General features: G+C 69.0%; 21 protein-coding genes, 1 tRNA gene and 1 pseudogene. 15 read left to right on the forward strand and 8 right to left on the reverse strand.

What is annotated here, in order from left to right; genetic code table 11:
* Positions 1 to 20: 20 nt before the first annotated feature.
* Positions 21 to 527, reverse strand: a complete 507-nt coding sequence (locus ACQE3C_RS06980) for a mycothiol transferase (protein WP_434538459.1) — start codon at positions 525 to 527, stop codon at positions 21 to 23.
* A 90-nt stretch (positions 528 to 617) separates the two neighbouring features.
* Between ACQE3C_RS06980 and ACQE3C_RS06985 the strand changes: the two genes are divergently transcribed.
* From ACQE3C_RS06985 to ACQE3C_RS06995, 3 genes are read left to right on the forward strand one after another with little or no spacing between them, the layout of a single operon-like run.
* Positions 618 to 1,376, forward strand: coding sequence for a class I SAM-dependent methyltransferase (locus ACQE3C_RS06985; protein ID WP_434538460.1), 759 nt, complete (start codon positions 618 to 620; stop codon positions 1,374 to 1,376).
* Positions 1,377 to 1,383: 7 nt separating this feature from the next.
* Positions 1,384 to 2,571, forward strand: a complete 1,188-nt coding sequence (gene nhaA, locus ACQE3C_RS06990; RefSeq protein ID WP_434538461.1) for a Na+/H+ antiporter NhaA — start codon at positions 1,384 to 1,386, stop codon at positions 2,569 to 2,571.
* A 44-nt stretch (positions 2,572 to 2,615) separates the two neighbouring features.
* Positions 2,616 to 3,242 carry a phage holin family protein gene (locus ACQE3C_RS06995; RefSeq protein ID WP_434538462.1) on the forward strand — a complete coding sequence of 209 codons (627 nt, stop codon included), beginning with the start codon at positions 2,616 to 2,618 and terminating at the stop codon, positions 3,240 to 3,242.
* A 6-nt stretch (positions 3,243 to 3,248) separates the two neighbouring features.
* Here ACQE3C_RS06995 and ACQE3C_RS07000 read toward each other — a convergent pair whose 3' ends face one another.
* The 3 genes from ACQE3C_RS07000 to nth are packed head-to-tail and all read right to left on the reverse strand — an operon-like array spanning position 3,249 to position 5,169.
* The gene (locus ACQE3C_RS07000) at positions 3,249 to 3,899 is read right to left on the reverse strand and encodes an NUDIX hydrolase (RefSeq protein WP_434538463.1); all 651 of its coding nucleotides are present in this window, start codon (positions 3,897 to 3,899) and stop codon (positions 3,249 to 3,251) included.
* Positions 3,896 to 4,486, reverse strand: coding sequence for a redoxin family protein (locus ACQE3C_RS07005; protein WP_434538464.1), 591 nt, complete (start codon positions 4,484 to 4,486; stop codon positions 3,896 to 3,898). The genes ACQE3C_RS07000 and ACQE3C_RS07005 overlap by 4 nt, the downstream gene beginning before the upstream one ends.
* Positions 4,483 to 5,169, reverse strand: a complete 687-nt coding sequence (gene nth, locus ACQE3C_RS07010) for an endonuclease III (RefSeq protein WP_434538465.1) — start codon at positions 5,167 to 5,169, stop codon at positions 4,483 to 4,485. The genes ACQE3C_RS07005 and nth overlap by 4 nt, the downstream gene beginning before the upstream one ends.
* A gap of 111 nt (positions 5,170 to 5,280) precedes the next feature.
* Between nth and ACQE3C_RS07015 the strand changes: the two genes are divergently transcribed.
* Positions 5,281 to 6,021, forward strand: a complete 741-nt coding sequence (locus tag ACQE3C_RS07015) for a Crp/Fnr family transcriptional regulator (RefSeq protein WP_434538466.1) — start codon at positions 5,281 to 5,283, stop codon at positions 6,019 to 6,021.
* A gap of 7 nt (positions 6,022 to 6,028) precedes the next feature.
* On the opposite strand, the gene ACQE3C_RS07020 is transcribed toward ACQE3C_RS07015, so the two are convergent.
* On the reverse strand, positions 6,029 to 6,487 hold the full coding sequence (locus tag ACQE3C_RS07020) for a RidA family protein (protein ID WP_434538467.1): 459 nt from the start codon (positions 6,485 to 6,487) through the stop codon (positions 6,029 to 6,031).
* Complete coding sequence (locus ACQE3C_RS07025; RefSeq protein ID WP_434538468.1) at positions 6,484 to 6,654, reverse strand: DUF4177 domain-containing protein; 171 nt, start codon at positions 6,652 to 6,654, stop codon at positions 6,484 to 6,486. The genes ACQE3C_RS07020 and ACQE3C_RS07025 overlap by 4 nt, the downstream gene beginning before the upstream one ends.
* A gap of 87 nt (positions 6,655 to 6,741) precedes the next feature.
* Here ACQE3C_RS07025 and ACQE3C_RS07030 point away from each other — a divergent pair.
* The 3 genes and pseudogenes from ACQE3C_RS07030 to ACQE3C_RS07040 all read left to right on the forward strand — a co-directional run.
* Positions 6,742 to 9,304 (forward strand): annotated as a pseudogene (locus ACQE3C_RS07030) (transglycosylase domain-containing protein); the annotation flags it as partial.
* A complete protein-coding gene (locus tag ACQE3C_RS07035; RefSeq protein ID WP_434538469.1) occupies positions 9,252 to 10,157 on the forward strand; it encodes a metallophosphoesterase in 906 nt (301 codons plus the stop codon). The pseudogene ACQE3C_RS07030 and the gene ACQE3C_RS07035, both read left to right, overlap by 53 nt.
* Before the next feature lie 88 nt (positions 10,158 to 10,245).
* Positions 10,246 to 10,322, forward strand: a tRNA-Pro gene (locus ACQE3C_RS07040).
* Between the two features lie 248 nt (positions 10,323 to 10,570).
* Here the strand turns inward: ACQE3C_RS07040 and ACQE3C_RS07045 are convergent.
* Positions 10,571 to 11,422: a hypothetical protein gene (locus tag ACQE3C_RS07045; protein WP_434538470.1), complete on the reverse strand. Its 852-nt coding sequence runs from the start codon at positions 11,420 to 11,422 to the stop codon at positions 10,571 to 10,573.
* 123 nt (positions 11,423 to 11,545) lie between these two features.
* On the opposite strand from ACQE3C_RS07045, the gene ACQE3C_RS07050 reads away from it, so the two are divergent.
* From ACQE3C_RS07050 to pknB, 8 genes are all read left to right on the forward strand, one after another.
* Entirely contained in the window at positions 11,546 to 12,424 is an 879-nt protein-coding gene (locus ACQE3C_RS07050; RefSeq protein WP_434538471.1) for a hypothetical protein, read from the forward strand.
* Positions 12,421 to 12,825, forward strand: coding sequence for a globin (locus ACQE3C_RS07055; protein ID WP_434538472.1), 405 nt, complete (start codon positions 12,421 to 12,423; stop codon positions 12,823 to 12,825). The genes ACQE3C_RS07050 and ACQE3C_RS07055 overlap by 4 nt, the downstream gene beginning before the upstream one ends.
* 165 nt (positions 12,826 to 12,990) lie before the next feature.
* Complete coding sequence (locus ACQE3C_RS07060) at positions 12,991 to 13,704, forward strand: FhaA domain-containing protein (RefSeq protein ID WP_434538473.1); 714 nt, start codon at positions 12,991 to 12,993, stop codon at positions 13,702 to 13,704.
* A gap of 1 nt (position 13,705) precedes the next feature.
* Positions 13,706 to 14,176 (forward strand): FHA domain-containing protein FhaB/FipA, encoded by a 471-nt coding sequence (locus tag ACQE3C_RS07065; protein ID WP_434538474.1) that lies wholly within the window; start codon positions 13,706 to 13,708, stop codon positions 14,174 to 14,176.
* Positions 14,173 to 15,594 carry a PP2C family protein-serine/threonine phosphatase gene (locus ACQE3C_RS07070; protein WP_434538475.1) on the forward strand — a complete coding sequence of 474 codons (1,422 nt, stop codon included), beginning with the start codon at positions 14,173 to 14,175 and terminating at the stop codon, positions 15,592 to 15,594. Before ACQE3C_RS07065 ends, ACQE3C_RS07070 begins: the two co-directional genes overlap by 4 nt.
* 116 nt (positions 15,595 to 15,710) lie before the next feature.
* Positions 15,711 to 17,018 carry an FtsW/RodA/SpoVE family cell cycle protein gene (locus ACQE3C_RS07075; protein WP_434538483.1) on the forward strand — a complete coding sequence of 436 codons (1,308 nt, stop codon included), beginning with the start codon at positions 15,711 to 15,713 and terminating at the stop codon, positions 17,016 to 17,018.
* Positions 17,015 to 18,448 carry a peptidoglycan D,D-transpeptidase FtsI family protein gene (locus tag ACQE3C_RS07080; RefSeq protein ID WP_434538476.1) on the forward strand — a complete coding sequence of 478 codons (1,434 nt, stop codon included), beginning with the start codon at positions 17,015 to 17,017 and terminating at the stop codon, positions 18,446 to 18,448. Before ACQE3C_RS07075 ends, ACQE3C_RS07080 begins: the two co-directional genes overlap by 4 nt.
* 62 nt (positions 18,449 to 18,510) lie before the next feature.
* Positions 18,511 to 20,382, forward strand: a complete 1,872-nt coding sequence (gene pknB / locus ACQE3C_RS07085; protein WP_434538484.1) for a Stk1 family PASTA domain-containing Ser/Thr kinase — start codon at positions 18,511 to 18,513, stop codon at positions 20,380 to 20,382.
* Between the two features lie 10 nt (positions 20,383 to 20,392).
* On the opposite strand, the gene ACQE3C_RS07090 is transcribed toward pknB, so the two are convergent.
* Positions 20,393 to 21,610, reverse strand: a complete 1,218-nt coding sequence (locus ACQE3C_RS07090) for an IS110 family transposase (RefSeq protein WP_434537930.1) — start codon at positions 21,608 to 21,610, stop codon at positions 20,393 to 20,395.
* Positions 21,611 to 21,857: the final 247 nt, after the last annotated feature.

Consider the following 21,857-nt stretch of genomic DNA (forward strand, 5'->3'; position numbering starts at 1 on the left):
TCAGTTGTCCACAGGCCAAATCAGTGCGGGTGCGGCATCCCCAGCACATAGGCGACCTGCCCCAGGTGTTCCAGCGCGTCGGCGTAGACGCTGACCAGCCGCACCCCGCGGGTGACCGGCGGGTCCCAGTTACGGTCCACCACCTCGTCCAGGTCGGCCTCGGACAGCCCACCGAGGTAGTCCAGGGACGCCTCGGTCACCGCCGCCAGGTAGTCGCGCAGCAGGTCACGGTCGTCCACCACGATCGCGGCGGCCTGCTCGGCACTGTGCCCGTAACCGTGCTCGTCAACGGCCACCGGCAGCCCGAACCGGACGAAGAAGCCCTGGCTGTTCCAGACCTCCGGGCCACCCAGGTCGGCGACCTGCTGGTCGATCTCGCGCCCGCTGTGCCACAACAGCCAGGCCGGCGAGTTGGGGTGGCCGCCGGGGTGCACGTTCAGCAGCTCGTCCCCGAGCCTGTCCCAGATCAGGTCGAGGGCCCCCAGCGGACGAGCGGCCAGGTCACGCAGCAGTTCAGTGGTGTTCATGGTCCCCAGTCTGGCCGCCACACCGACGCCTGCGCACGCGCAGACCGCACATCCCACCGATCCCAGCCTCGGTTGACTACGATCAATGCCATGTCAGCGACGGGCCCCTCAGGAGGATTTCACCTGCCCCCTGCAGCCATCGACTGGCTCATCGGCGAGGCGCCCCGGCAGGTGCTCACCCTGTCCGGCGCTGCCCTGCCCCGGGCCCTGCACCACGCCGGCCACCAGGTTTTCGCCATCGACAAGCAGACCCGGGTGGTGGCAGACCTCGCCGCCGGCCACCAGATCACCACCGTCGTCGCCCAGGCCGAGTCGCTGCCCTTCGACCCGTGCACCTTCCAGGTGGTGGCCGCCCACCAGGTCTTCCACCGCTACGCGCCGGGGTTGGTGCTCTCCGAAATGGCGCGGGTCCTGCGCCCCGGTGGGCATGCGGCGGTCTCGTACCTGGTCAGGGACGATTCGGTGCCGTGGGTCCGCCGGCTGGTGGGGTTGGTGCAGCAGCTCGACCCCAGCGCGATGACCGGCGCCTTCGGCGACGACTCGGTCGGCGAACTGCTCGACAGCAAGTACTTCCCCACCTCGACGCACAAGAGCTTCCGGCACTGGGTGCCCACCAGCCGCGAGGCGCTGGTGTCCATGGCGGCCAACCTGCCGGTCACCCGCGGACTCGATGCCCCCGAACGCCAGGAGTTCCTGGCCTCCATCGAGGCGCTCTACGACGAATCCGCCCCGGGCGCCGACAGCCTGCGGCTGCCCTACACCCTGCGCTGCTGGCGAGCCAATGTCGACCACCAGGAGCTCACCGCACCGATCGAGGTCGACGACACTGGCCTGGTCATCCCGATCTGACCGGTCGATGAACCCGACCCCCGCGCCACGCCCGCGGATCGTCCTCGGCGTCGGACGACTGGCCAACCGCCTGCACCTGCCCCAGATCCTGCGCAACACCACCGCCGGTGGGGTGGTGATGCTGGTCGCGACGATCGCCGCACTGCTGTGGGCCAACCTCGCCCCGACCAGCTACCAGCACCTCTCCCACCTGCAGCTGGGCCCACTCTCGGTGGCGCACTGGGCCAGCGACGGCATCCTGACCGTGTTCTTCTTCGTCGCCGGCATGGAACTCAAGCGCGAGTTCGTCGAGGGGTCGTTGTCGCGGCCCGCCGACGCGCTCGTCCCGATCATCGCCGCGGTCTGCGGCATGCTCGTCCCGGCCGGCATCTACACCCTGGTGAACCTGCGCGCCGGCGGCGACCTGTCCGGCTGGGCGATCCCGATGGCCACCGACATCGCGTTCGCGCTGGCGGTGCTCGCCGTCGTCGGCAAGGGCCTGCCGATGGGGGTGCGCGCCTTCCTGCTCACCCTGGCCATCGTCGACGACCTCGGCGCGATCGCGGTCATCGCGGTGTTCTTCAGTGAGAACCTCCAACTGGGCTGGCTGGCCGCAGCCGCCGGGCTGCTGGTGGCGTGGTGGGCCCTGCAACGCCAGGGCAGCCTGCGCAGCGGCTGGTGGTACGTGCCGATCGCGGTCGCCACGTGGTGGTGCATGCTGCAGTCCGGCGTCCACGCCACCATCGCGGGCGTCGCACTCGGGCTGCTCGTGCGCACCAACGAGTACCAGATGGACGACAACCTCGACCGGTGGCAGCGTCGCGTCGAACCGTGGTCCGCGTGGGTGGCCGTGCCCGTCTTCGCGCTGTTCGCCGCCGGGGTGCCGCTCAACCCGGGGGTCCTGGGCGGGCTCTGGAGCGACCCCGTCCCACTGGGCATCATCGCCGGCCTGGTGGTCGGCAAACCGATCGGGATCTTCCTCGCCGCCCGACTGGCCACCCGGTTCACGAAGGCGACGCTGGCCGAGGGTGTGACCTGGCGTGACCTGGCGGCCGTCTCTGTCCTGGGTGGCATCGGGTTCACCGTCTCGATGCTGATCAGTGACCTGGCCTTCAATGACCAGGGCCGCGTCGAGGTGGCCAAGACCGCGGTGCTGACCGCCTCGACGCTGGCCGCCGTGCTCGGAGGCATCCTGCTGAGGGCCCGGGGACGATAGGGTTTGGGTGTGGAGCCCGACTCCCCGACCGAAGGAGACTTCCCGTGACCCAGCCGCAGTCCGGCCAGCCCACTGGATTCGAACGCCCGACCGCTGAGGGCGCCGCCTACGTGAACACGGGGTACGGCACCCAGCACGACCAGCCCGCGCAGAGCCATGGGTTCGCGCCGCTGGGCGACATCGTCAACAACCTCAAGGTCGACGGCACCCGCATGGTGCAGGACAACATCGCCCTCGCCAAGGCCGAGGTCACCCCGATCGCCGTCAAGGGTGGCATCGCCGGTGGGCTGGCCGTCGTCGCGCTGTACTTCGTGCTCGCCGCACTGGGCCTGCTGTTCATGGCCGGCGGTTTCGCCTTCGGACGCATGTGGCAGGCGATCATCCCCAGCTTCAGCCTGCTGCCGGCCACCGGCCTGGGGTTCGTCACCATGGCCGTGGTGATGATCCTGCTCGCGCTGGTCATGCTGCTGGTCGCCAAGCTCGGTTTCATCGACCGGATCCAGAAGCCCGAGGCCACCGTGGCAGAGTTCAAGGCCAGCATCGCCGCCCTGGGTGACTCCCTCAAGCGCGGTCAGCAGACCGTGGCGGTCAACTCCGCCGACCGGGCCAGCCTGAAGGCCGACAAGAAGGCCATCGCGCAGATCGACAAGCAGAACCGCCGCCAGGCCTGAGCCGGTTCACCTGATCCGCCGCCCCCGCCAGAAGCGTTCGGGCACGTCGATCAGCGCGTCGGTGTCCCAGTCACCGGCCCACCCGCCCAGCGCCAGCAGCCGGTCGACCAGGTGGGCGGTGAAACCCCAGATGACGATGTCGTCGACCACGAACGCGGGGCCGCTTCGCCCGTTGGGCAGTTTGGCTGAGCGCCGTACGTCGGGGCTGGCAAGCAGGTCGACCGGGTAGCGCAGGATCTGCGCCACTTCGCCGGGTTCGGGGACCAGCGCGTGGTCGCCGTCCCAGGCCCCGACCACGACGGTGGCGTTGAACGAGGCCACCAGCGGGGAACTGGGCAGGCGCCCCAGCAGTTCCACGGCTTCGGGTTCGAGGCCGACCTCCTCGGCGGCCTCCCGCACCGCGGCATCTTCCGGGGTCGGGTCACCCGGGTCGATCCGCCCACCCGGGAAGGACACCTGCCCGGGGTGGCTGCGCAGGTCATGGGCGCGCTCGGTGAACAGCAGGTCCGGCTGCCCGGTTGCGCCACCGCGGGACAGCAGCGCCAGGATCGCCGAGGAGCGCGCCGGCGGCGGGAACGGCAGGTTGGTGGGGTCGACGACCGGGGTCGGACCACCCAGTCCGTCCAGGTTCTCGACCAGCCCGGTGAAGGTGCTCACCCGTCCACCCCCAGCAGGTCACGCAGGTAGCCGTCCAGTTCCTCCTCCGAGGCGATCTGGCCGACATGCTGCCCCACGATCCGACCCTCGGCGTCGACGAAGATGGTGTGCGGCAGGCCGGGCACGTTGAGCGGCGGGCCGTAGCTGTGCTTGTCGGGGTCGGTCAGCTGCGGGTAGGTCCAGCCGGCCACCCGGGCGAACTCGATGGCCAGGTCGGGCTGCGGGTCGACGGTGTCGATGCCCAAGAAGTTCACCCGGCCGGCGGTCTTCTCGCTCACCGACTTCAGGAACGGCGCCTCGGCGCGGCAGGGCCCGCACCACTGCGCCCAGAAGTTGATCACCATCGGACGACCCTTCGCCAACCCCGACAGGGTCGACTCGCTGCCGGTCGACAGGCACTGCAGCGTCAACTCCGGCAGGCCACCCTCCACCGCTGCGGTGGGCGGGGCTTCGGGACAGGGGTCGATCCCGGCAGCCTGGTAGGCCTGCTGCCGTTCGGGGTTGTCCTCGGGTTCGGTGGTGGCTCCGGTGGTGCAGCCGGCCAGCAGGACGAGGGCGGCCACACCCGCCATCAGTCGGCGCCTCATCCGCGCGGCTCCCTGACCAGTGCGGCAGCCTCGTCCGGGTCGGTCGGGCCCGTGCCGAACGACGGGCACACCCCCTGGACGGGGCAGGCACCGCAGGCCGGACGACGGGCGTGGCAGCGGCGTCGTCCGTGCCAAATCACCCGGTGGCAGACCATCACCCACTCCTCAGGGTCGAACAGCTTGCCGACATCGGACTCGACGACATCAGGTTTGGTGGAGGTGGTCCAGCCGAGTCGTCCGGACACCCGGACCAGGTGGGTGTCGGGGGTGATGCCGGGCACCCCGAAGGCATTGCCGAGCACCACATTGGCGGTCTTGCGGCCCACCCCGGGCAGAGTCACGAGTTCCTCGCGGGTGCCCGGCACCCGGCCGTCGAACTGGTCGACCAGGGCCGTCCCGATGCCCTTCAGCGCATTCGCCTTGTTGCGGAAGAAACCGGTGGGGCGGATGATCTCCTCCAGGTCGGCCAGCTCTGCCGCGGCGTAGGCGGCCGCATCGGGGTAGGCCGCGAACAGCGTCGGGGTGATCGAGTTGACCCGACGGTCGGTCGACTGGGCCGACAACACGGTGGCGACCAGCAGTTCCAGCGGGGTGGTGAAGTCCAGTTCACAGCGGGCGTCGGGGTAGCAGCCGGCCAACAGGTCGTTGACGGTGGCGGCCTGGGCGCGGGCGGATCGGGACACGGCGTCCAGTGTAGTTGCGGGTATCTGGTGTCAGACGCTGATTCAACCTTCGATAACCTGCCCTTGACGGGATCCACCGGAGCTCCCCACCACCCTCCAGGGAGGATGACGATGGTCAGCATCACCAGCACCCAGCATGTGCCCTTCCTGTCCGCGCTGTCGGAGTCGTCGCGCGAACGGGTCCTCGACCTGGCCACCGAACTGAAGGTGCACCGCGGCGAGCAGTTGTTCCACACCGGCGACCCGGCCCGGCAGTGCTACCTGCTGCTGACCGGCAAGGTGAAGCTGACCCGCTCGGCCAAGCACCAGCCCGCCCCCGCCCGGCCGGGGACCGGCGGCCGGGTCAACAAGGTGCAGCAGCGTGAGTCGCTGCTGTGGATCATGGGCCCCGGTGACCTGTTCGGTGAACTGTCAGTCTTCGACCAGGGCACCCGCTCGTCCACCGCGACGACGGTCACCACGGCCACCATGCTGAGTTTCGAGGGCAGCCAGCTGGCCGCCCTGGTCGGTCAGCGCCAGGACGTGGCGCTGGCGATGCTGAACATGCTGGCCACCCGGCTGCGACGCAGCGACGACCACACCACGGGCATGGTGCTCTCCGATGTGTCCGGACGAGTGGCCTGGCTGTTGATGCACCTGCTGGAACGCTTCGGCCCCGATTCCGACCCGGTCGCCAACCCGAGCTGGGTGCGCCACGACCTGACCCAGACCGAACTGGCCCAGATCGTGGGCGCCTCCCGCGAGACGGTCAACAAGGTGCTGACCGATTTCGAGTCGCGTGGCGTGATCGAGGTGCGCCCCCGCGAGGTGCGCATCCTGCAGCCGCAGCGCCTGCTCGCCCGGATGGAGTGAACGCAGCTCAGACCTGGACGACCAGCTCGATCTCGACCGGCACGCCGAGCGGCAGTTCCGCCACCCCGACGGCCGAGCGCACGTGCGCACCGGCCTCACCGAAGACCTCACCGAGCAGGTCGGAGGCGCCGTTGGCGACCACCGGCTGACCGGTGAAACCGGGGGCCGAGGCCACGAAGGCGGTCACCTTCAGGACGCGGGTGATGCTGTCCAGCCCACCGGCGACGTCAGCGGCAGCAGCCAGGGCGTTGAGGATCGCCACGCGCGCGGCCTCGTTGGCCTGCTCGGCGCTCACCTCGGCGCCGGCCTTGCCCAGCACGGTCGGGGTGCCGCCGACCAGGGGCAGCTGGCCCGAGGTCCACACCTGGTCACCGACGCGGGTGGCCGGCACATAGGACGCGACCGGGGTCGCGACCGGCGGCAGGCTGAGCCCGAGCTCGGCCAGGCGCTGCGTGGGCGTGCTCACGGCTGCGTCGGGGTCTGCAGGGGGCGCTTGAAGTAGCCGACGAGGCTGTCCGGGTTGGGCCCGGGGACGATCTGGACGAGCTCCCAGCCCTCTCGTCCGAAGTTGTTCAGGATCTGCGTCGAGACGTGGGTCAGGATCGGTGCAGTGAAGTACTCCCAAGTGGTCATGGCTGACAGCCTAGCTGTGGAACAACTGTGGAGATGCCCACTTCCGGGCGCGCAGGCGGGCCGCCGGGCGCCCCGGCGATGCCGGGATTGTTGGGGCTGTCACGTAATCTGTGGGGCATGAAGCGAACGAGGGCCAACAGGTTGTATGCCTTGGGAATGTTCTTCGCGGTCAGCGTCCTGTGCGGAGTGCTGACCGCCGGGCTCGTCGTCCCCTTCGTCGCCATGCTCGGTGGCGTGACGAAGGCGGGTGCCGACAGCCTCGACCAGCTGCCGGCATCGCTGGAGGTCCCGCCGCAGGCTGAACAGTCCACGATCCTGATGGCCGACGGCTCGGTGCTGGGTACCTTCTACGACCAGAACCGCGTCTACGTGCCGCTGAGCGAGATCAACGAGCACATGCAGTGGGCCCAGATCGCCATCGAGGACCACCGCTTCTACGAGCACGGCGCCTTCGACCCCACCGGCACCCTTCGCGCACTGCTGCGCAACACTGCCGGTTCGTCCACCCAGGGTGGTTCGACCATCACCCAGCAGTACGTCAAGCAGGTGCTGGTCAACGAAGCCGAACTAAACAACGACCCCGAGGGTGTGCAGCGGGCCACCGAGGAAACCATCGCCCGCAAGGTCCGCGAGCTTCGCTACGCCATCGCCCTCGAGAAGCGCCTGAGCAAGAAGGACATCCTCGAGCGCTACCTCAACATCGCCTACTACGGTGACGGCGCCTACGGCGTCGAGGCAGCCGCCAGGCACTTCTTCGACACCACCGCCGCGGAACTGACCATCGACCAGGCCGCCATGCTGGCCGGGTTGGTGCAGAACCCGAACCTGACCAACCCGCGGTTGAACCCCGGCGCTGCGGTGCAGCGCCGCAACGTGGTGCTGAACCGCATGGCTGAGCTCGGCTACATCACCCCCGAGGAACTGGCCACCTCGACCGCTGTCGAGTTCAGCCCGGCCAAGATCCAGCCCCAGCCGAACGGCTGCCTGTATTCGGAGTTCCCGTTCATCTGCGACTACGTGCGCCGCACCCTGATCAGCGACCAGATGCCGAGCCTCGGGGGCACCCAGGCCGAGCGTGAGGCCCTGCTCAAGCGCGGTGGCCTGACGATCCAGACGCTGATCGACCCGCGCACCCAGCGTGCGGCCGAGGCCGCGATCGCCGACATGATCGCCCCCACCGACCCGGCCATCGCGTCGTCGGTGATCATCGAGCCCAGCACCGGGCTGATCGTGGCGATGGCGCAGTCGCGCAACAAGATGGGTACCGGCGCCGGTCAGACCTTCCTGAACTACAACGTCGAGAAGGCCTACGGTGACGCCATGGGCTTCCAGGCAGGCTCGACGTTCAAGGCCTACGCCGTGGCTGCTGCCCTGGAGGCGGGGATGACCCCCGAGCAGACCTACACCGCCTACGGCACCAAGCAGTTCCGTGGCGAAACGTTCAAGAACTGCGAGGGAAGTTTCGTCTTCAACCAGGACTGGTCGGTCTCGAACTCGGTGGGCGGCTACGACGGTCGCACGATCAACATGGTCCAGGCCGCCCAGGGCTCGGTGAACACCTACTTCGTGCAGTTGGAGCAGTCGGTCGGCATCTGTGCGGTCACCGACATGGCCCAGCGCACCGGGGTGAAGCTCGCCAGCGGCGAGGACATGAACAAGGCCATGGGCAGCAACCCCTCGTTCGTGCTCGGCTCGGCAGAGGTCACCCCCCTGTCCATGGCCGAGTCGTACGCCACCTTCGCCAACCGCGGCGTGCACTGCAACCCGCTGATCCTGAAGTCGGTGGTCAACAAGGCCGGCAACGAGTTCGAGGTCCCGCCGGGTGAGTGCAAGAAGGTGATGGAGCCCGAGGTCGCCGACGGCGTCAACTACGTGCTCAGCAAGGTCATGGAGCGCCCCGGTACCGGTGTGCGGGCCGTGATCCCCGGCGGCTGGAACCAGGCCGGCAAGACCGGTACCACCGACAGCAACGAGGCGGTCTGGTTCGCCGGCTACACCCCCCAGATGGCCGGCATCTCGATGATCTCGGTCGAGAAGGGCGCTGACTACTGGAAGGACCGCAACCGGTCGCTGCGCCGCTGGGTGGTGCCGTCGACCGGGCTGCGGCTGGAGGGCTCCGGCTCCGGTGACGCCGGCAAGATCTACCAGGTCGCCATGGCCGAGGCACTCAAGGGCAAGCCGAACACCAAGTTCACCGCACCGTCCAAGGAGATCCTGGAGGGCAAGAAGGTCCAGGTGCCCAACACCAGTGGCATGAGTCTGGAGGAGGCCCGCCGCACGCTGCAGGCCGCCGGGTTCAACACGGTGACCTGGCGCCGCTACTCGAACTACCGGGCAGGCACCTTCCTGGGCGCCACCCCGGGCGGGCAGCAGCCGGTCGGTGCGACGATCTACCTGCAGATCTCCTCGGGCCCGGCCCCGGCGCCGCGCACCACTGCGCCGCGCACCACTGCGCCCGCCACCACCCAGGCCCCGACCACCCAGGCCCCGGCCACCCAGCCACCGGCGACTGTGCCGGCCACCACCGCGGCAGCCCAGCCGACCCGGCGCGGTGGCGGGCCCCAGCCCACGGAACCCGATAGGTGAGTCGGGTCGGCATGGCCACCTCGGTGCTGGCCGCAATGGCCGGCCTCGGGGTGGGGGTGTTCGGCTACGCCCTTGCCGAGGCCCGGATGTACACCCTGCGCCGGGTGAGCGCACCGGTGCTGGTGCCCGGCAGCGAGCCGTTCACGGTGCTGCACATCAGCGACATCCACCTGGTCGCCTCGCAGCGGGCCAAGCAGGACTGGGTCGCGGCGCTGGCCGACCTGGAGCCGGACCTGGTCATCAACACCGGTGACAACATCACCTCCGCCGAGGCGATCGACCCGTTGTACGAGGCCCTCGACGGGCTGCTGGACGTGCCCGGGGCGTTCGTGTTCGGCTCCAACGACTACCGCGGGCCGAAGTTCCGCAACCCGGCGCGCTACCTGCTGCGTCCCTCGAGCGCCGCGCCAGTGGCGTCCAAGCCGAAGGCTGACGACCTGCCCTGGGAGCGCCTGCGCGACGGGTTCACCGACCGGGGCTGGACCGACCTGACCCACCGACGAGCGCTGCTCGAGGTGGCCGGGCACACCATCGAGCTGCGCGGCACCGACGACGCCCACCTGGAGCGTGACCGCTACGACACGGTGGCCGGCCCAGCAGACACGGCCGCCGACCTCTCTATCGGGGTGACGCACGCCCCCTACCTGCGGCTGCTCGATGCGATGACTCGTGACGGGCTCGACCTGGTCATGGCCGGTCACACCCATGGCGGCCAGGTCTGCCTGCCGACCGGTGCCCTGATCACCAACTGCGACCTGGACACCGACCGCGTCAAGGGCCTCAGCAGCCACAGCGTCGACGGACGAACCAGTGCCCTGCACGTCTCGGCGGGCCTGGGCACCTCACCGTTTGCGCCCTACCGGTTGTTCTGCCGCCCCGAGGCGACGCTGCTGCGGCTGGTCCCCCGGGCGAACTGACGGGGCAGCGAGATGCTCGTCCGACCTCGTTTGGCGCGTTCGGGTCGGGTTGGGATACACTCATCGTCGGTCCACTTCGGTGGGCCATCGGGGTGTGGCGCAGCTTGGTAGCGCGCGTCGTTCGGGACGACGAGGCCGCAGGTTCAAATCCTGTCACCCCGACCATTGTGAAGTCTCGAGACATCGTCAGCGGATGTCTCGGGACTTCGCTTGTTTCGGACCTGGTTCACTTCAGGGCCTGGTTCAGTTCGGGGGCCTGTTTGCAGCCCCAATCCCCATCCGCAGCCCGGGCCTGAGTCTGCCCGTCGTACAGACATGCAGACGCATGCTCGGCCTGCAGACGCGAACAGGCTCTGCAGACGTGGCGCCGGACTGCAAACGTGGCGCGGCCGACTCCTCCCAGGCGAACTGGCTCAGGCGAACTGGGTCAGGATCGCGGCGTGCTCGGCGATGGTTGCCTCGTCCCAGTGGCCGGCCTGGCCGGGATCGGCCTCGACCAGGGACATCAACTGCTGGGTGAAGCCGAGACCGGCCAGGGACCACTCCGCCTCGCCCACACCGAACGGGTCAATCGTGAACCGCTGCTCGGCCAATGAGGTGTTCGAGATCGCGTTGAGGGTCAGCCCCTCCACCACGGCAGCACCGAGCTGGGCGATGGTCATGGTGGTCACCCCGGGCAGGTCGCTGCGCACCTGGTGACCCGTCAGGAACATCAGCGCGCCATAGGTGGCCGCCATCTCGCCGTAGAAAGCCTCGTCCGACTCGAACAGCGCGCGGCGCAGGTCCTCCTGCAGGTCGGCGTTCTCGGGCAGCGAGCTCAGCGTGGCCATCAGGGTCACGTGGGTGCTCCAGCTGCGGGAGTTGACCAGCGACTGGAAGTTCGCCAGCGCCGCGTGCCGCAGGATCTCGACCAGTAGCCACCGGCGACCCTCGTCGGTGGCCAGCGAGGCGGTGTTCTGCAGGGCCACGCCCAGGGCTGAGGCGATGCTCTCGCGCTCGTAGCGGGCCGTCGCCGGGTGGTTGGCGCCGGCCAGGTCACGCAACAGGTCGGCGAAGAAGTGGCTCTTGGTGGGCCAGCGACGGTAGACCGCGCTGCGGGCCACCCCCGCCTCGACGATGATCTCCTCGAAGCGCAGCAGGTCGAAGCTGATCGGCAGGCCGTCATCCTGCACCCGACGCCCGGCCGTGGCGAGCATGCGTTCAGCGGTCTCCTGGTCCGACAATCGGGGCGAGCGGTGCGCTCGGCCGAAAGGATCGTTGGGCATGGGGGTCTCGCTCTCCTAGGGGTGCATCCTCCATTGTCCACCATTTCCGCTAGCCGGAAGACACACAAGTACTTGTCTACACTGGTACGTTGTCCATACACACCATCGAATGGAAGTACTTGCATGCCCGCTGATCGCGACCCCTTCGGCCGGGGCCGCTCCGAACGGCTCTCCGACCAGGAAACCGCTGAGCGCATGCTCGCCGCGGGAGTTCGCCGGGTCGAGGACGAGGGGCTGCGCGTCAGCTTCGACCTGCTGCGCTTCGAGGAGATCATCGTCGAGGCGGGGGTGGCCCGCAGCGCGGTCTACCGCCGCTGGCCCACCAAGCACCACTTCTACGCCGACCTGCTGCGCAACCTGGCCCAGCGCCCCTTCCCCGTCGCAGCCGCCTACCGCGAGGCCAGCGTGACCTACCTGCTCGAGCACTGGGAAGGCGCCGACTCGCAGTTGGCCACCGACGAGGGCCGCCTGCGGATGGCCATCGACATCTGCCGCTTCAACGCCCGGCACACCTACCAGTCGCTGACCAGCTCCCTTGGCTGGAAGGTGCACCTGACCCTGCGGGCCACACTGGCCACGCTGCCCGAGGAGGCCGACCTGCAGCAGGACCTGCAGGACTCGCTGCGCTCCACGGAAGCCACCTTCCTGACCGAGATGGGTGAGCTGTACCAGACGTTCATGACCGCGCTGGGCTACCGCATGCAGCCTCACCTGCCGGACGTCAGCCCGGTCGCCCTGGCCCGGGCCGGCATGGGCGTGCTGGAAGGCCTGACGCTGCACGACATCGCCAGCCCCGAGGCCACCGCCGTCTGGCAGGGCGACCCCTTCCAGACCGGCCAGTTCGCCGAGTGGACCCTGCCCAGCCTCGCCTTCACCAGCATGATGACCAGCATGTTCGTCCCCGACCCCGAGCACACCGGCCCCTGGTCGCCCGAGAAGGTGGCCGCCCACCGCGTCCCCCTCGAACAGCTGACCGGGGCACACCAGGGGGCCGCCGAGTGAGCACTGCCGCCGAACCCACCCCGGACGAAAGGACGCTCTACGAGCAGATGGGCGGCGCGGACACCTTCGCCACCATCGCCCGGGTGTTCTACGAGGGCGTGGCCACCGACCCGCTGCTCAAGCCGATGTACCCCGAAGAAGACCTCGGCCCGGCAGAGGAACGCTTCCGACTGTTCCTGTCCCAGTACTGGGGCGGGCCCACCACCTACTCCGAGACCCGGGGCCACCCCCGCCTGCGGATGCGCCACGCCCCCTTCCGCGTCACCCCCGAGGCCCGTGACCGCTGGCTGACCCATGTCATGGCCGGCGTCGACCAGGCCGACCTGCCCCCCGAACTCGACGCGCTCCTGCGCGACTACCTGGAGCGCGCCGCCCACGCGATGGTCAACACCTTCGTCTGACCCGGCGGCCCGGCTCGCCATACCCACGGCTGAGATTCCCCCGAGAAGATCGCCCCAAGTGGCCCGGCCCCGCGCTGCAGGTACCCTGTTCTCTGACCACCCGTCGCTAGCATGGACGATGTTGGGGTGCCGCTGCCCTGACAAGGCACTGTGAAAGGAGTGAGCGTGGGCCTGTTCGACAAGATGGAGAAGTCCATCGAGGGCGCCGTCAACGGCGTGTTCGCCCGCGCCTTCAAGGGCGACGTCCAGCCGGTGGAGATCGCCGCCCGGCTGCAGCGTGAGCTCGATTCCGAGGCGAAGCTGCTCACCCGCGACAAGCGGCTGGTGCCCAACTCCTTCGTGGTCGGCCTGTCCAAGCGTGACTACGAGCGGCTCGTCCCCTACGCCAAGACGCTCAACGCCGAGATCGTGCCCGAACTGCGCGACCACGCCGCCGAACGCCGCTACGTCTTCAACGGCCCGATCGTCATCGACTACGAACTCGACGAGAGCCTGCCCACCGGCCGGTTCACGGTCACCAGCTCGGCCGAGGCCGGGGTCCAGGGCGCCCCGGGCCACCCCGCCACCCCCCGGTCGCGCCGCTCCCCGCTGGTGCTCGAGGTCAATGGTGTGCGCCACCCGCTGACCCCACCCGGGCTGCTGATCGGGCGCGGCTCCGAGGCCGACCTGCGCATCAATGACCCCGGCGTCAGCCGCAAGCACGCCATGATCCACGTCTCCGGCGAGGGCACCAACCTTCAAGTACACATCGAGGACCTCGGCAGCACCAACGGCATCACCGTCAACGGCACCAAGTGCCGTGAGGCCACCATCAGCGATGGCACCCGCCTCGAGATCGGCACGACGCGCATGCTGGTGCATTCACCGGCGGGGTCATGATGTGAGTGAGCTGATCGTCGGGGCGCTGAAGCTCGCCTTCCTGGCCATGATGTGGGCGTTCATCCTGTTTGCCGCCAACATCATTCGCACCGACATGTTCGGACGCCAGGTCGCCACCAGCCCCGACACAGCTCTGGAGCACCCCGCCAAACCACGCAAGAAGCGCCGTTCGCGCCACGCCCCCACCAGCCTCGTCGTCATCGAGGGGCGCCAGGCCGGGCTGTCGATCCCCCTGGCCGGGGTGGTGGGCCTGGGCCGGGCCGCGGACTCCGCGCTCAACATCGACGACGACTACGCCTCGACCCGGCACGCCCAGATCACCATGGACGACAACGGCCAGTGGTGGCTGGAAGACCTGAACTCCACCAACGGCACGAGCGTGAACACCGTGCGGGTGAGCGCGCCGGTGCAGGTGCAGACCGGTGACACCATCCGGATCGGACGCACCGTGATGAGGCTGGAACGCCCATGACCTTCAGCCTCGACGTGCGATCGCACTCCGAAACCGGCCCGATGCGCAAGAACAACCAGGACTCGGGCTTCGCCTCGCCCAACATGCTCGTGGTCGCCGACGGCATGGGCGGTGCGGCGGCCGGTGACCTGGCCAGCACCGTGGCGATCAGCTTCGTCGAGCGGGTCGACGAACGCCACACCAGCGACGAGATGCTCGAGGTGCTCGGCGGGGCCGTGGCCCGGGCCAACGAGAAGCTCGCCGACCTGGTCGCCGCCGACCACTCCCTCGACGGGATGGGCACCACGGTGACCGGCGCGATGTTCTCCGGTGAGCAGCTCGGCTTCGTCCACATCGGCGACTCACGCGCCTACCTGTACCGCGGTGGCACCCTCGAGCACATCACGACCGACCATTCGTGGGTGATGGCGCTGGTCAAGGAGGGCAAGATCACCCCCGAGGAGGCCGAGACCCACCCGCACCGCAACCTGCTGCTGAAGGTGCTCAACGGCCAGCCCACCCACACCCCCGACTCGTTCCTGTTCGACCTCGAGCTCGGCGACCGGATCCTGGTCTGCAGCGACGGCCTGTGCGGCTTCGCCACCGACACCACCATCGCCGAGCACCTGGCCAAGGACGACCTGGACGAGGTCATGCGCGGGCTGGTCCAGGCCGCCCACGATGGTGGCGGTGCCGACAACATCACTGTGGTCCTGGCCGACGTGGTGCCGCAGGACGACGACCTCGACGCCGCGCCCGCCACCGTGATCGGTGCCGCTGTCACCACCCGCATCCCCGATGTGCCCGAGGCCGGCATCGACCTCGGCGACGACGGGCCGCGCTACGACGAGGGCGGTGACCGGGTGCCCCGTGCCCCGGCCCCGGTGGTGATCGACCCCGAACAGATCGAGTCGATTCGCTATGCCCCAGAACTGGTCAAGCCACGACGCTGGATCGCGCCGGTGCTCAGCACCGTCCTGATCCTGCTGGCCCTGCTCGGCATCGGGGTCGGCGGGTCGGCCTATGCCCGCACCCAGTACTACGTCGGCACCAGCGGTGACGACGTGACGATCTTCAACGGGGTGCCCGGGTCGCTGCTGGGGGTCAAGTTCCAGCGCACCGCCGAGACCACCGACGTCAAGGTCAGCGACCTGCCCGACTACTACCAGCAGAAGGTCCAGGGCAACATCGACGCGTCCGACCTCGATGCGGCCCGCTCCACCGTCGCCGAACTGCGGGTACTGGCCAACGCCTGCAAGGCCAAACGCAACCAGCCGACCCCCACTGCCACCACGGACCCCTCGGCGAGCCCCAGTGCGTCCCCGAGCACCGAGCCGTCGGGGCCGCAGCAGCCCCAGGATTCACCGGTGCTGTCCCAGGTGCCGACGCTCCCCCAGACCAGCCCGTCAGCTGAACCGCCGCCGGGCGAGGGCTGTTGATGGCTGGCCCGCAGTTGGTCGGCCCTGCCGGGGCGGCACCGGCCGACCTGCCCAGGACGGCCACCCCGGGGGCTGTCCTGGTGGCCTACCACAAGCGTCGCAACACCGAGTTGGCGATGCTGCTGGTGGCGTGCGCCTTCGGTTTGGGCGGGTGGCTGCTGACCGGGCTGAACATGAACGGGGCCGTGCCCGACAACTGGCCCTGGGTCTGCGGCCTGTGGGTGGCCATGGCGCTCGGCGCCCACCTGCTGATCCGCTTCCGGGCCCCCTATGCCGACCCGCTGATCCTGCCCTGCGTGATTGCCCTGAACGGCCTCGGGCTGGCGATGATCCACCGCATCGACCTGATTCCCACCCCACCGCGCACCGACTCCTACACCCAGTTCGTCTGGACCGGGCTGGGCATAGTGCTGTTCGCGCTGGTGCTGTTCTTCCTGCGCGACCTGCGCCGCCTCGACCGCTTCCCCTACCTGCTGTTCCTGGCCGGGCTGGGGCTGCTGATGCTGCCGCTGGTACCCGGCCTGGGCGTGGAGTTGAACGGTTCGCGGATCTGGATCCGGGTGGCCGGGTTCTCCTTCCAGCCGGCCGAGGTGGCCAAGATCGTGCTGGCGATCGCGTTCGCGTCCTACCTGGTGCAGAAGCGTGAACTGCTGGCCCTCGGCGGCCACAAGCTCGGCCCGCTGCGCATCCCCCGACTGCGTGACCTGCTGCCGATCGTGATCATGTGGGGTGCGGCGATGCTGGTGCTGGTCACCCAGTCCGACCTGGGCACCGCGCTGCTGTTCTTCGGCCTGTTCGTGATGATGCTCTACGTCGCCACCGAACGACCCAGCTGGGTGGTCATCGGCCTGGGCATGTTCGCCGTCGGCGGGGTGCTCGCCTACCGGCTGTTCTGGCACGTCCGGGTGCGCGTGAACGCCTGGTTGCACCCGTTCGAGAACTACGACCAGAACCTGCAGGTGATCAGCGCCCAGTTCGGGTTCGCCTGGGGCGGGCTGACCGGACGAGGCTGGGGGCTGGGTCGTCCGGGCCTGACCCCGCTCGCCAAGAGCGACTTCATCGCCGCCGCCATCGGTGAGGAACTCGGCATCGCCGGGCTGATGGCGGTCATCATGATCTATGCCGTGCTGATCTCCCGCGGCCTGCGCACCGCGCTGGCCAGCTCGGACGAGTTCGTCAAGCTCTTGGCCGCCGGCCTCTCGTTCGTGTTCGCGCTGCAGGTCTTCGCGATCATCGGTGGGGTCACCCGGCTGCTGCCGCTGACGGGCCTGACCACACCGTTCATGAGCCAGGGTGGCTCGTCCCTGGTCGCGAACTGGGTGATCGTCGGCCTGTTGGTCGTGATCAGCCACCAGGCCCGCAAACCGGTCCAATTGGTGCACCCCGACATCTCGAACGCCCAGACCCAGGTGGTGAACCGATGAACCGTCCGATTCGGAAGGTGGCCGTGCTCGCCGCCCTGATGGTCTTCGCGCTGCTGGCCAATGCCAGCTGGCTCGAGATCGGCCGCGCACAGACCCTGAACGGCGACACCCGCAACCGTCGGGTCACCGACGCCGAGTACGCCCGCAACCGGGGGCCCATCATGGTCGGCACCCAGGCGATCGCCCAGTCGGTGCCCAGCACCGGACGATTCGCCTTCGCGCGCACCTACCCCCAGCCGCTGCTGTACGCCCACGTGACCGGCTTCTACGCCTACGACTTCGGCTCCGCCGGCATCGAGCTGAACTACTCCAAGCAGTTGGCCGGCACCAGTGACGACCAGTTCTTCACCCGCATCGTCGATGCCCTGACCGGCAAGGACCCGGCCGGCGGCTCGGTGACCACGACGATCGACCCCCGCGCCCAGCAGGCTGCCTATGACGGGCTGGCCGGGCGCAAGGGTGCGGTGGCGGCCATCAACTGGGCCACCGGTGAGGTGCTGGCCTACGTCAGCCTGCCGACCTATGACCCGAACGCGTTGTCGTCGACCGACCTGAACGTGGCCCGCGAGGCGTGGGAGTCGCTGAACAACGACCCCAACCGGCCGCTGGCCAACCGGGCCTCCCGGGAGATCTACCCGCCCGGGTCGACCTTCAAGATCATCACGGCCGCCGCCGCCCTCGAGGACGGCACCGCCCCCGACACCCTGTGGGATGCGCCCGCCGAACTGCGGCTGCCGCTGACCAACACCGTGCTGACCAACCAGGTCGACTGCGGCGACGGCCAGGTCACCCTGGAGTTCTCGCTGATCAACTCCTGCAACACCTCCTTCGCGAACATCGGCATGCAGTTGGGTGCTGACAAGCTGCGCGCCCAGGCCGAGAAGTTCGGCTTCAACAACCAGAACCTGGCCACCGACGTGCCGTGGTCGGCCTCGAAGTTCCCCACTGAACTCGACTCCCCGCAGACGGCCTTGAGCGCCATCGGCCAGTTCGACGTCGCCGCCACCCCCCTGCAGATGGCCATGGTCATCGGTGCGGTCGCCAACGACGGGCAGGTCATGCAGCCCCACCTGGTCAAGGAGGTGCGGGCGAACGACCTGTCGATCGTGCACGTGAACCGCCCGGTCCGGCTCGAGAAGGCGATGAGCACCGGCAATGCCGAACTCTTGCAGGAGATGCTGGTCAAGGTCGTCAACGAGGGCACCGGCAGCGCCGCCAAGGTTGACGGGGCGCGGGTCGGTGGCAAGACCGGCACCGCCCAGTCCGACCCCGACCGACCCCCCTACGCGTGGTTCGTCGCCTTCAGCGAGAACCCGGACATCGCCGTGGCGGTGTTCATCGAAGATGCAGAAGTGGAACGCAATGACATCGCCGGCGGTCGACTGGCCGGCCCCATCGCGAAAGCAGTGATCGAGGCCCTGAGACCATGAGTGACCACAACGACGAACTTGATGCGACCCGCGAAATGCCGCCGATGGAAAGGACGAAGACCATGTCGGTGCAGGGCAGTGTGCTCGGTGACCGCTACCGGCTCGACGAAATCATCGGACGCGGCGGCATGGCCGAGGTCTGGCGGGCCCGCGACGTGCGCCTCGACCGTGACGTGGCCGTCAAGCGGCTGCGGGTCGACCTGGCCACCGACCCGATGTTCCAGGCCCGTTTCCGCCGCGAGGCGCAGTCGGCGGCCGGGCTGAACCACGTCAACATCGTCGCCGTGTACGACACCGGCGAGGCGGACGACCCGAACACCGAGATCCCGGTGCCGTTCATCGTGATGGAACTCATCGAGGGCCACACACTCAAGGACGTGCTGCGTGACGGCCGCAAGATCCTTCCCGAGCGCGCCCTGGAGTTCGTCCAGGGCACCCTGGGCGCACTCGCCTATTCCCACCGGGCCGGCATCATCCACCGCGACATCAAGCCGGCCAACGTCATGCTCACCACCGACGGGGTGGTCAAGGTGATGGACTTCGGCATCGCCCGGGCGGTGTCGGACACCTCGGCGACGATGACCCAGACGGCGGCGGTGATCGGCACCGCCCAGTACCTCTCCCCCGAGCAGGCGCGCGGCGAAACCGTCGACAACCGTTCCGACATCTACTCGGCCGGCTGCCTGCTCTACGAACTGCTGGTCGGTCGTCCGCCGTTCATCGGTGACTCACCGGTCAGCGTCGCCTACCAGCATGTGCGTGAACTGCCGCAGGCACCCAGCGAGCTCGACCCCGAGATCACCAAGGACATGGACGCCATCGTCCTGAAGTCGCTGGCGAAGGACCCGGCCGACCGCTACCAGAGCGCCGAAGAGATGCACGACGACATCGCCCGGCTGCTGGCTGGTGAGAAGGTCACCGCCGTGCTGCAGACCCCGGTGCCGCTGCCGCCCGAGCCGTGGCAGACCGCTTCCCAGCCCGCGGTGCCGGCCGAGGGTGACCCGGCGGCTACCGGTGGTGCCGTGGCCGTGGTCAACCCCGACGAGGAAGAGGTCGAGCAGAAGCGGCGCACCCTGCCAATCGTCGTGGGGGTGCTGGTCCTGGCCCTGCTGGCCACCGTCGGCATCGGCCTGTGGCAGGTCTTCAAGCCGATCGACGAGCCGGTGGCCACCAATGTGCCGGTGCCCGCGGTGCGGGGGCTGACCGAAGAGGCTGCCCGCTCCATCATCATCAACGCCAACCTGCGGGTGGGCACGGTCGACTACGTCAACCAGGAGGAGGACCCCGTCGACACGGTGGTCAGCCAGAACCCGGCGGCAACGACCGAGGTGCCCGAGGGGACCCCGGTGAACCTGGTGGTGAACCTCGGCCCGAAGACCGCGACGGTGCCGACCGGGCTCACGGGGATGACCGCCGAGCAGGCCGAGAATGCCTTGAAGGCTGCCGGGTTCACGGTCAAACGTGAGGATGACACTCCCGCGGCAGAACCCACCGACGCGACCGCCGGCAACGTCACCAAGGTGAACCCCGCCGAGGGCGCCCAGGTGCCCGAGGGGTCGGAGGTGACCATCACCATCGCCACCGGCATGTCGCTGGTGCCCAACCTCAACGGGAAGACCGCGGCCGAGGCCGAGGCACTGGCCCGGCAGAGCGGGTTCACCATCACCATTGAGTCCGAGGAGTCCACCCAGACCCCGGGCCAGGTGTTCCGGCAGACCCCTGGTGACGGCATCGCCGCCGACCGGACCCAGCCGATCGTGGTGGTCATCGCGGTGGCACCCACGACACCGGTGACCACCCCGTCGACCGACCCGCCGTCCAGCCCGCCGGAGTCCTCGCCGGACCCGTCCACCCCGGAGAGCACCGCCGAGAGCTCCCCGCCGAGCAGCCCACCGGCCAGCTCGACCGACCCGAGCACGACGCCCGGGGGCTGAGAGCCCTATGTCAAGCAGCCTTCGTCAGGAGGCTGTTGAGTCGGCCGTGTAGGTCGGGGTTGTAGGGCGTGTGGTCGTGCCAGCAGCGCCACAGGATCCTGGTCCAGTTTTGGGCCAGGATTCTTGCTGCGTGGGGGTGTCGGCAGCCGCGGGCTCGGGCGCGGTCGTAGGTGTCGCGTGCCCAGGCGTTCGCGCGGGGCGTGTCTTGGGCCCAGTCGACCAGTGCTGCCCGGAGTTGTTTGTTGCAGCCGCGTCGGTAGGCGACGTTGAGGTGCTTGCCGGACTGCCTGGTCGATGGTGCGACGCCGGCGGCTGCGGCGAGTGCTGGGGGGTCGGGGAACCTGGCCCGGCAGTCGCCGATCTCGGCCAGCAGGGTGGCTGCGCGGACGGTCCCGGCGCGGGGCAGGGACTGGAAGATCGGGCCGTCGGGGTGAGCCAGGAGTGCTTCCTTGATCCGGGCCTCGAGCCGGGCTTGTTCATCACGCAGGGTGGCGAGCAGATCAACGAGGGTCAGCACGATGACCTCGCTGGCTTCGGCTGCCGCGCCGCTGACGCGGCCGGTCGCAGCTTCGTGCAGGTGGTCGACCAGCCGGGTCGGGGTGTGGCGGCCGCAGTATGCGTTGGCCTTGAGCCAGTGCGCCATCCGCAGCTCGCTGAGCCAGGCTGCTTTGGCTTCGCTGGGGAATCGGCGCAGGAACGCCAGGCTGATGGGGATGTCGAGCTGGCTGAACAGGCCGATCGCGCCGGGGAAGTTGTGCTGCAGCACTGCGAGCAGTTGGTTGTGCACGGCGATCCGGTGATCGATCAGATCGTGGCGGGCGCGCACCAGCATCCGCAGCGCGATCGTCTGTTCGCTGTCTGGTTGCACGATCGCCCAGCGACCGGCGTCGGTGCGCAACGCGTCGGCCAGCACGAACGCGTCGAACCGGTCGTCCTTGTTCCCCGCGGAGCCGTAGCGGGCACGCAGTGACTTCACCTGCCGTGCACTGATCACGACGACTTCGAACCCGTCGCGGATCAGGTGCTCGACCACCGGTCCGTCGCCGCGCTCGATCCCGATCCGTTCCACGCCATGGCGACGCAGCAGGGTGGTGATCTTGGTCAACCCGGGCCGTGTGTGCGGCACGGTTGCTTCCTCGATGCGCTGTCCGTCGTCGTCGACGATGCACAGCGCGTGGTGCTGCCAGGACCAGTCGATCCCGGCGTAGGTGGGCGTAGCCTCAATCATGAGAGTGCTCCTTCCGTCAGCCCACGGATTCAGCACTCCGGTCCGGGACGTGACGGTCGGTCGCTCACTGAGGCGCTCCGGGACCTTGCCGGGTCCTTGGCGCATAGCCCTATGGCCGATCTGCGCGTCCCGGGCCACCGAGCCCTGCAACTCTCAGCCAGGTCGTCCCCGAAGGGCGACTCGCTCAGCCTGGCAGTGGCCCGATGGACCCGGGGTGCAGACAAGACGATTCGCCTCGTCCACCCCA

The organism is Aestuariimicrobium sp. Y1814 (assembly GCF_050113895.1).
Lineage (GTDB): Bacteria > Actinomycetota > Actinomycetes > Propionibacteriales > Propionibacteriaceae > Aestuariimicrobium.

What these genes read in the sequence shown, in the direction of transcription:
- ACQE3C_RS06980 (WP_434538459.1), bottom strand. Translation starts at nt 527, where the DNA reads ATGAACACCACTGAACTGCTGCGTGACCTGGCCGCTCGTCCGCTGGGG.
- ACQE3C_RS06985 (WP_434538460.1), top strand. Translation starts at nt 618, where the DNA reads ATGTCAGCGACGGGCCCCTCAGGAGGATTTCACCTGCCCCCTGCAGCC.
- nhaA (WP_434538461.1), top strand. Translation starts at nt 1,384, where the DNA reads ATGAACCCGACCCCCGCGCCACGCCCGCGGATCGTCCTCGGCGTCGGA.
- ACQE3C_RS07005 (WP_434538464.1), bottom strand. Translation starts at nt 4,486, where the DNA reads ATGAGGCGCCGACTGATGGCGGGTGTGGCCGCCCTCGTCCTGCTGGCC.
- ACQE3C_RS07015 (WP_434538466.1), top strand. Translation starts at nt 5,281, where the DNA reads ATGGTCAGCATCACCAGCACCCAGCATGTGCCCTTCCTGTCCGCGCTG.
- ACQE3C_RS07025 (WP_434538468.1), bottom strand. Translation starts at nt 6,654, where the DNA reads ATGACCACTTGGGAGTACTTCACTGCACCGATCCTGACCCACGTCTCG.
- ACQE3C_RS07035 (WP_434538469.1), top strand. Translation starts at nt 9,252, where the DNA reads ATGGCCACCTCGGTGCTGGCCGCAATGGCCGGCCTCGGGGTGGGGGTG.
- ACQE3C_RS07045 (WP_434538470.1), bottom strand. Translation starts at nt 11,422, where the DNA reads ATGCCCAACGATCCTTTCGGCCGAGCGCACCGCTCGCCCCGATTGTCG.
- ACQE3C_RS07050 (WP_434538471.1), top strand. Translation starts at nt 11,546, where the DNA reads ATGCCCGCTGATCGCGACCCCTTCGGCCGGGGCCGCTCCGAACGGCTC.
- ACQE3C_RS07070 (WP_434538475.1), top strand. Translation starts at nt 14,173, where the DNA reads ATGACCTTCAGCCTCGACGTGCGATCGCACTCCGAAACCGGCCCGATG.
- ACQE3C_RS07075 (WP_434538483.1), top strand. Translation starts at nt 15,711, where the DNA reads ATGCTGCTGGTGGCGTGCGCCTTCGGTTTGGGCGGGTGGCTGCTGACC.
- ACQE3C_RS07080 (WP_434538476.1), top strand. Translation starts at nt 17,015, where the DNA reads ATGAACCGTCCGATTCGGAAGGTGGCCGTGCTCGCCGCCCTGATGGTC.
- pknB (WP_434538484.1), top strand. Translation starts at nt 18,511, where the DNA reads ATGTCGGTGCAGGGCAGTGTGCTCGGTGACCGCTACCGGCTCGACGAA.
- ACQE3C_RS07090 (WP_434537930.1), bottom strand. Translation starts at nt 21,610, where the DNA reads ATGATTGAGGCTACGCCCACCTACGCCGGGATCGACTGGTCCTGGCAG.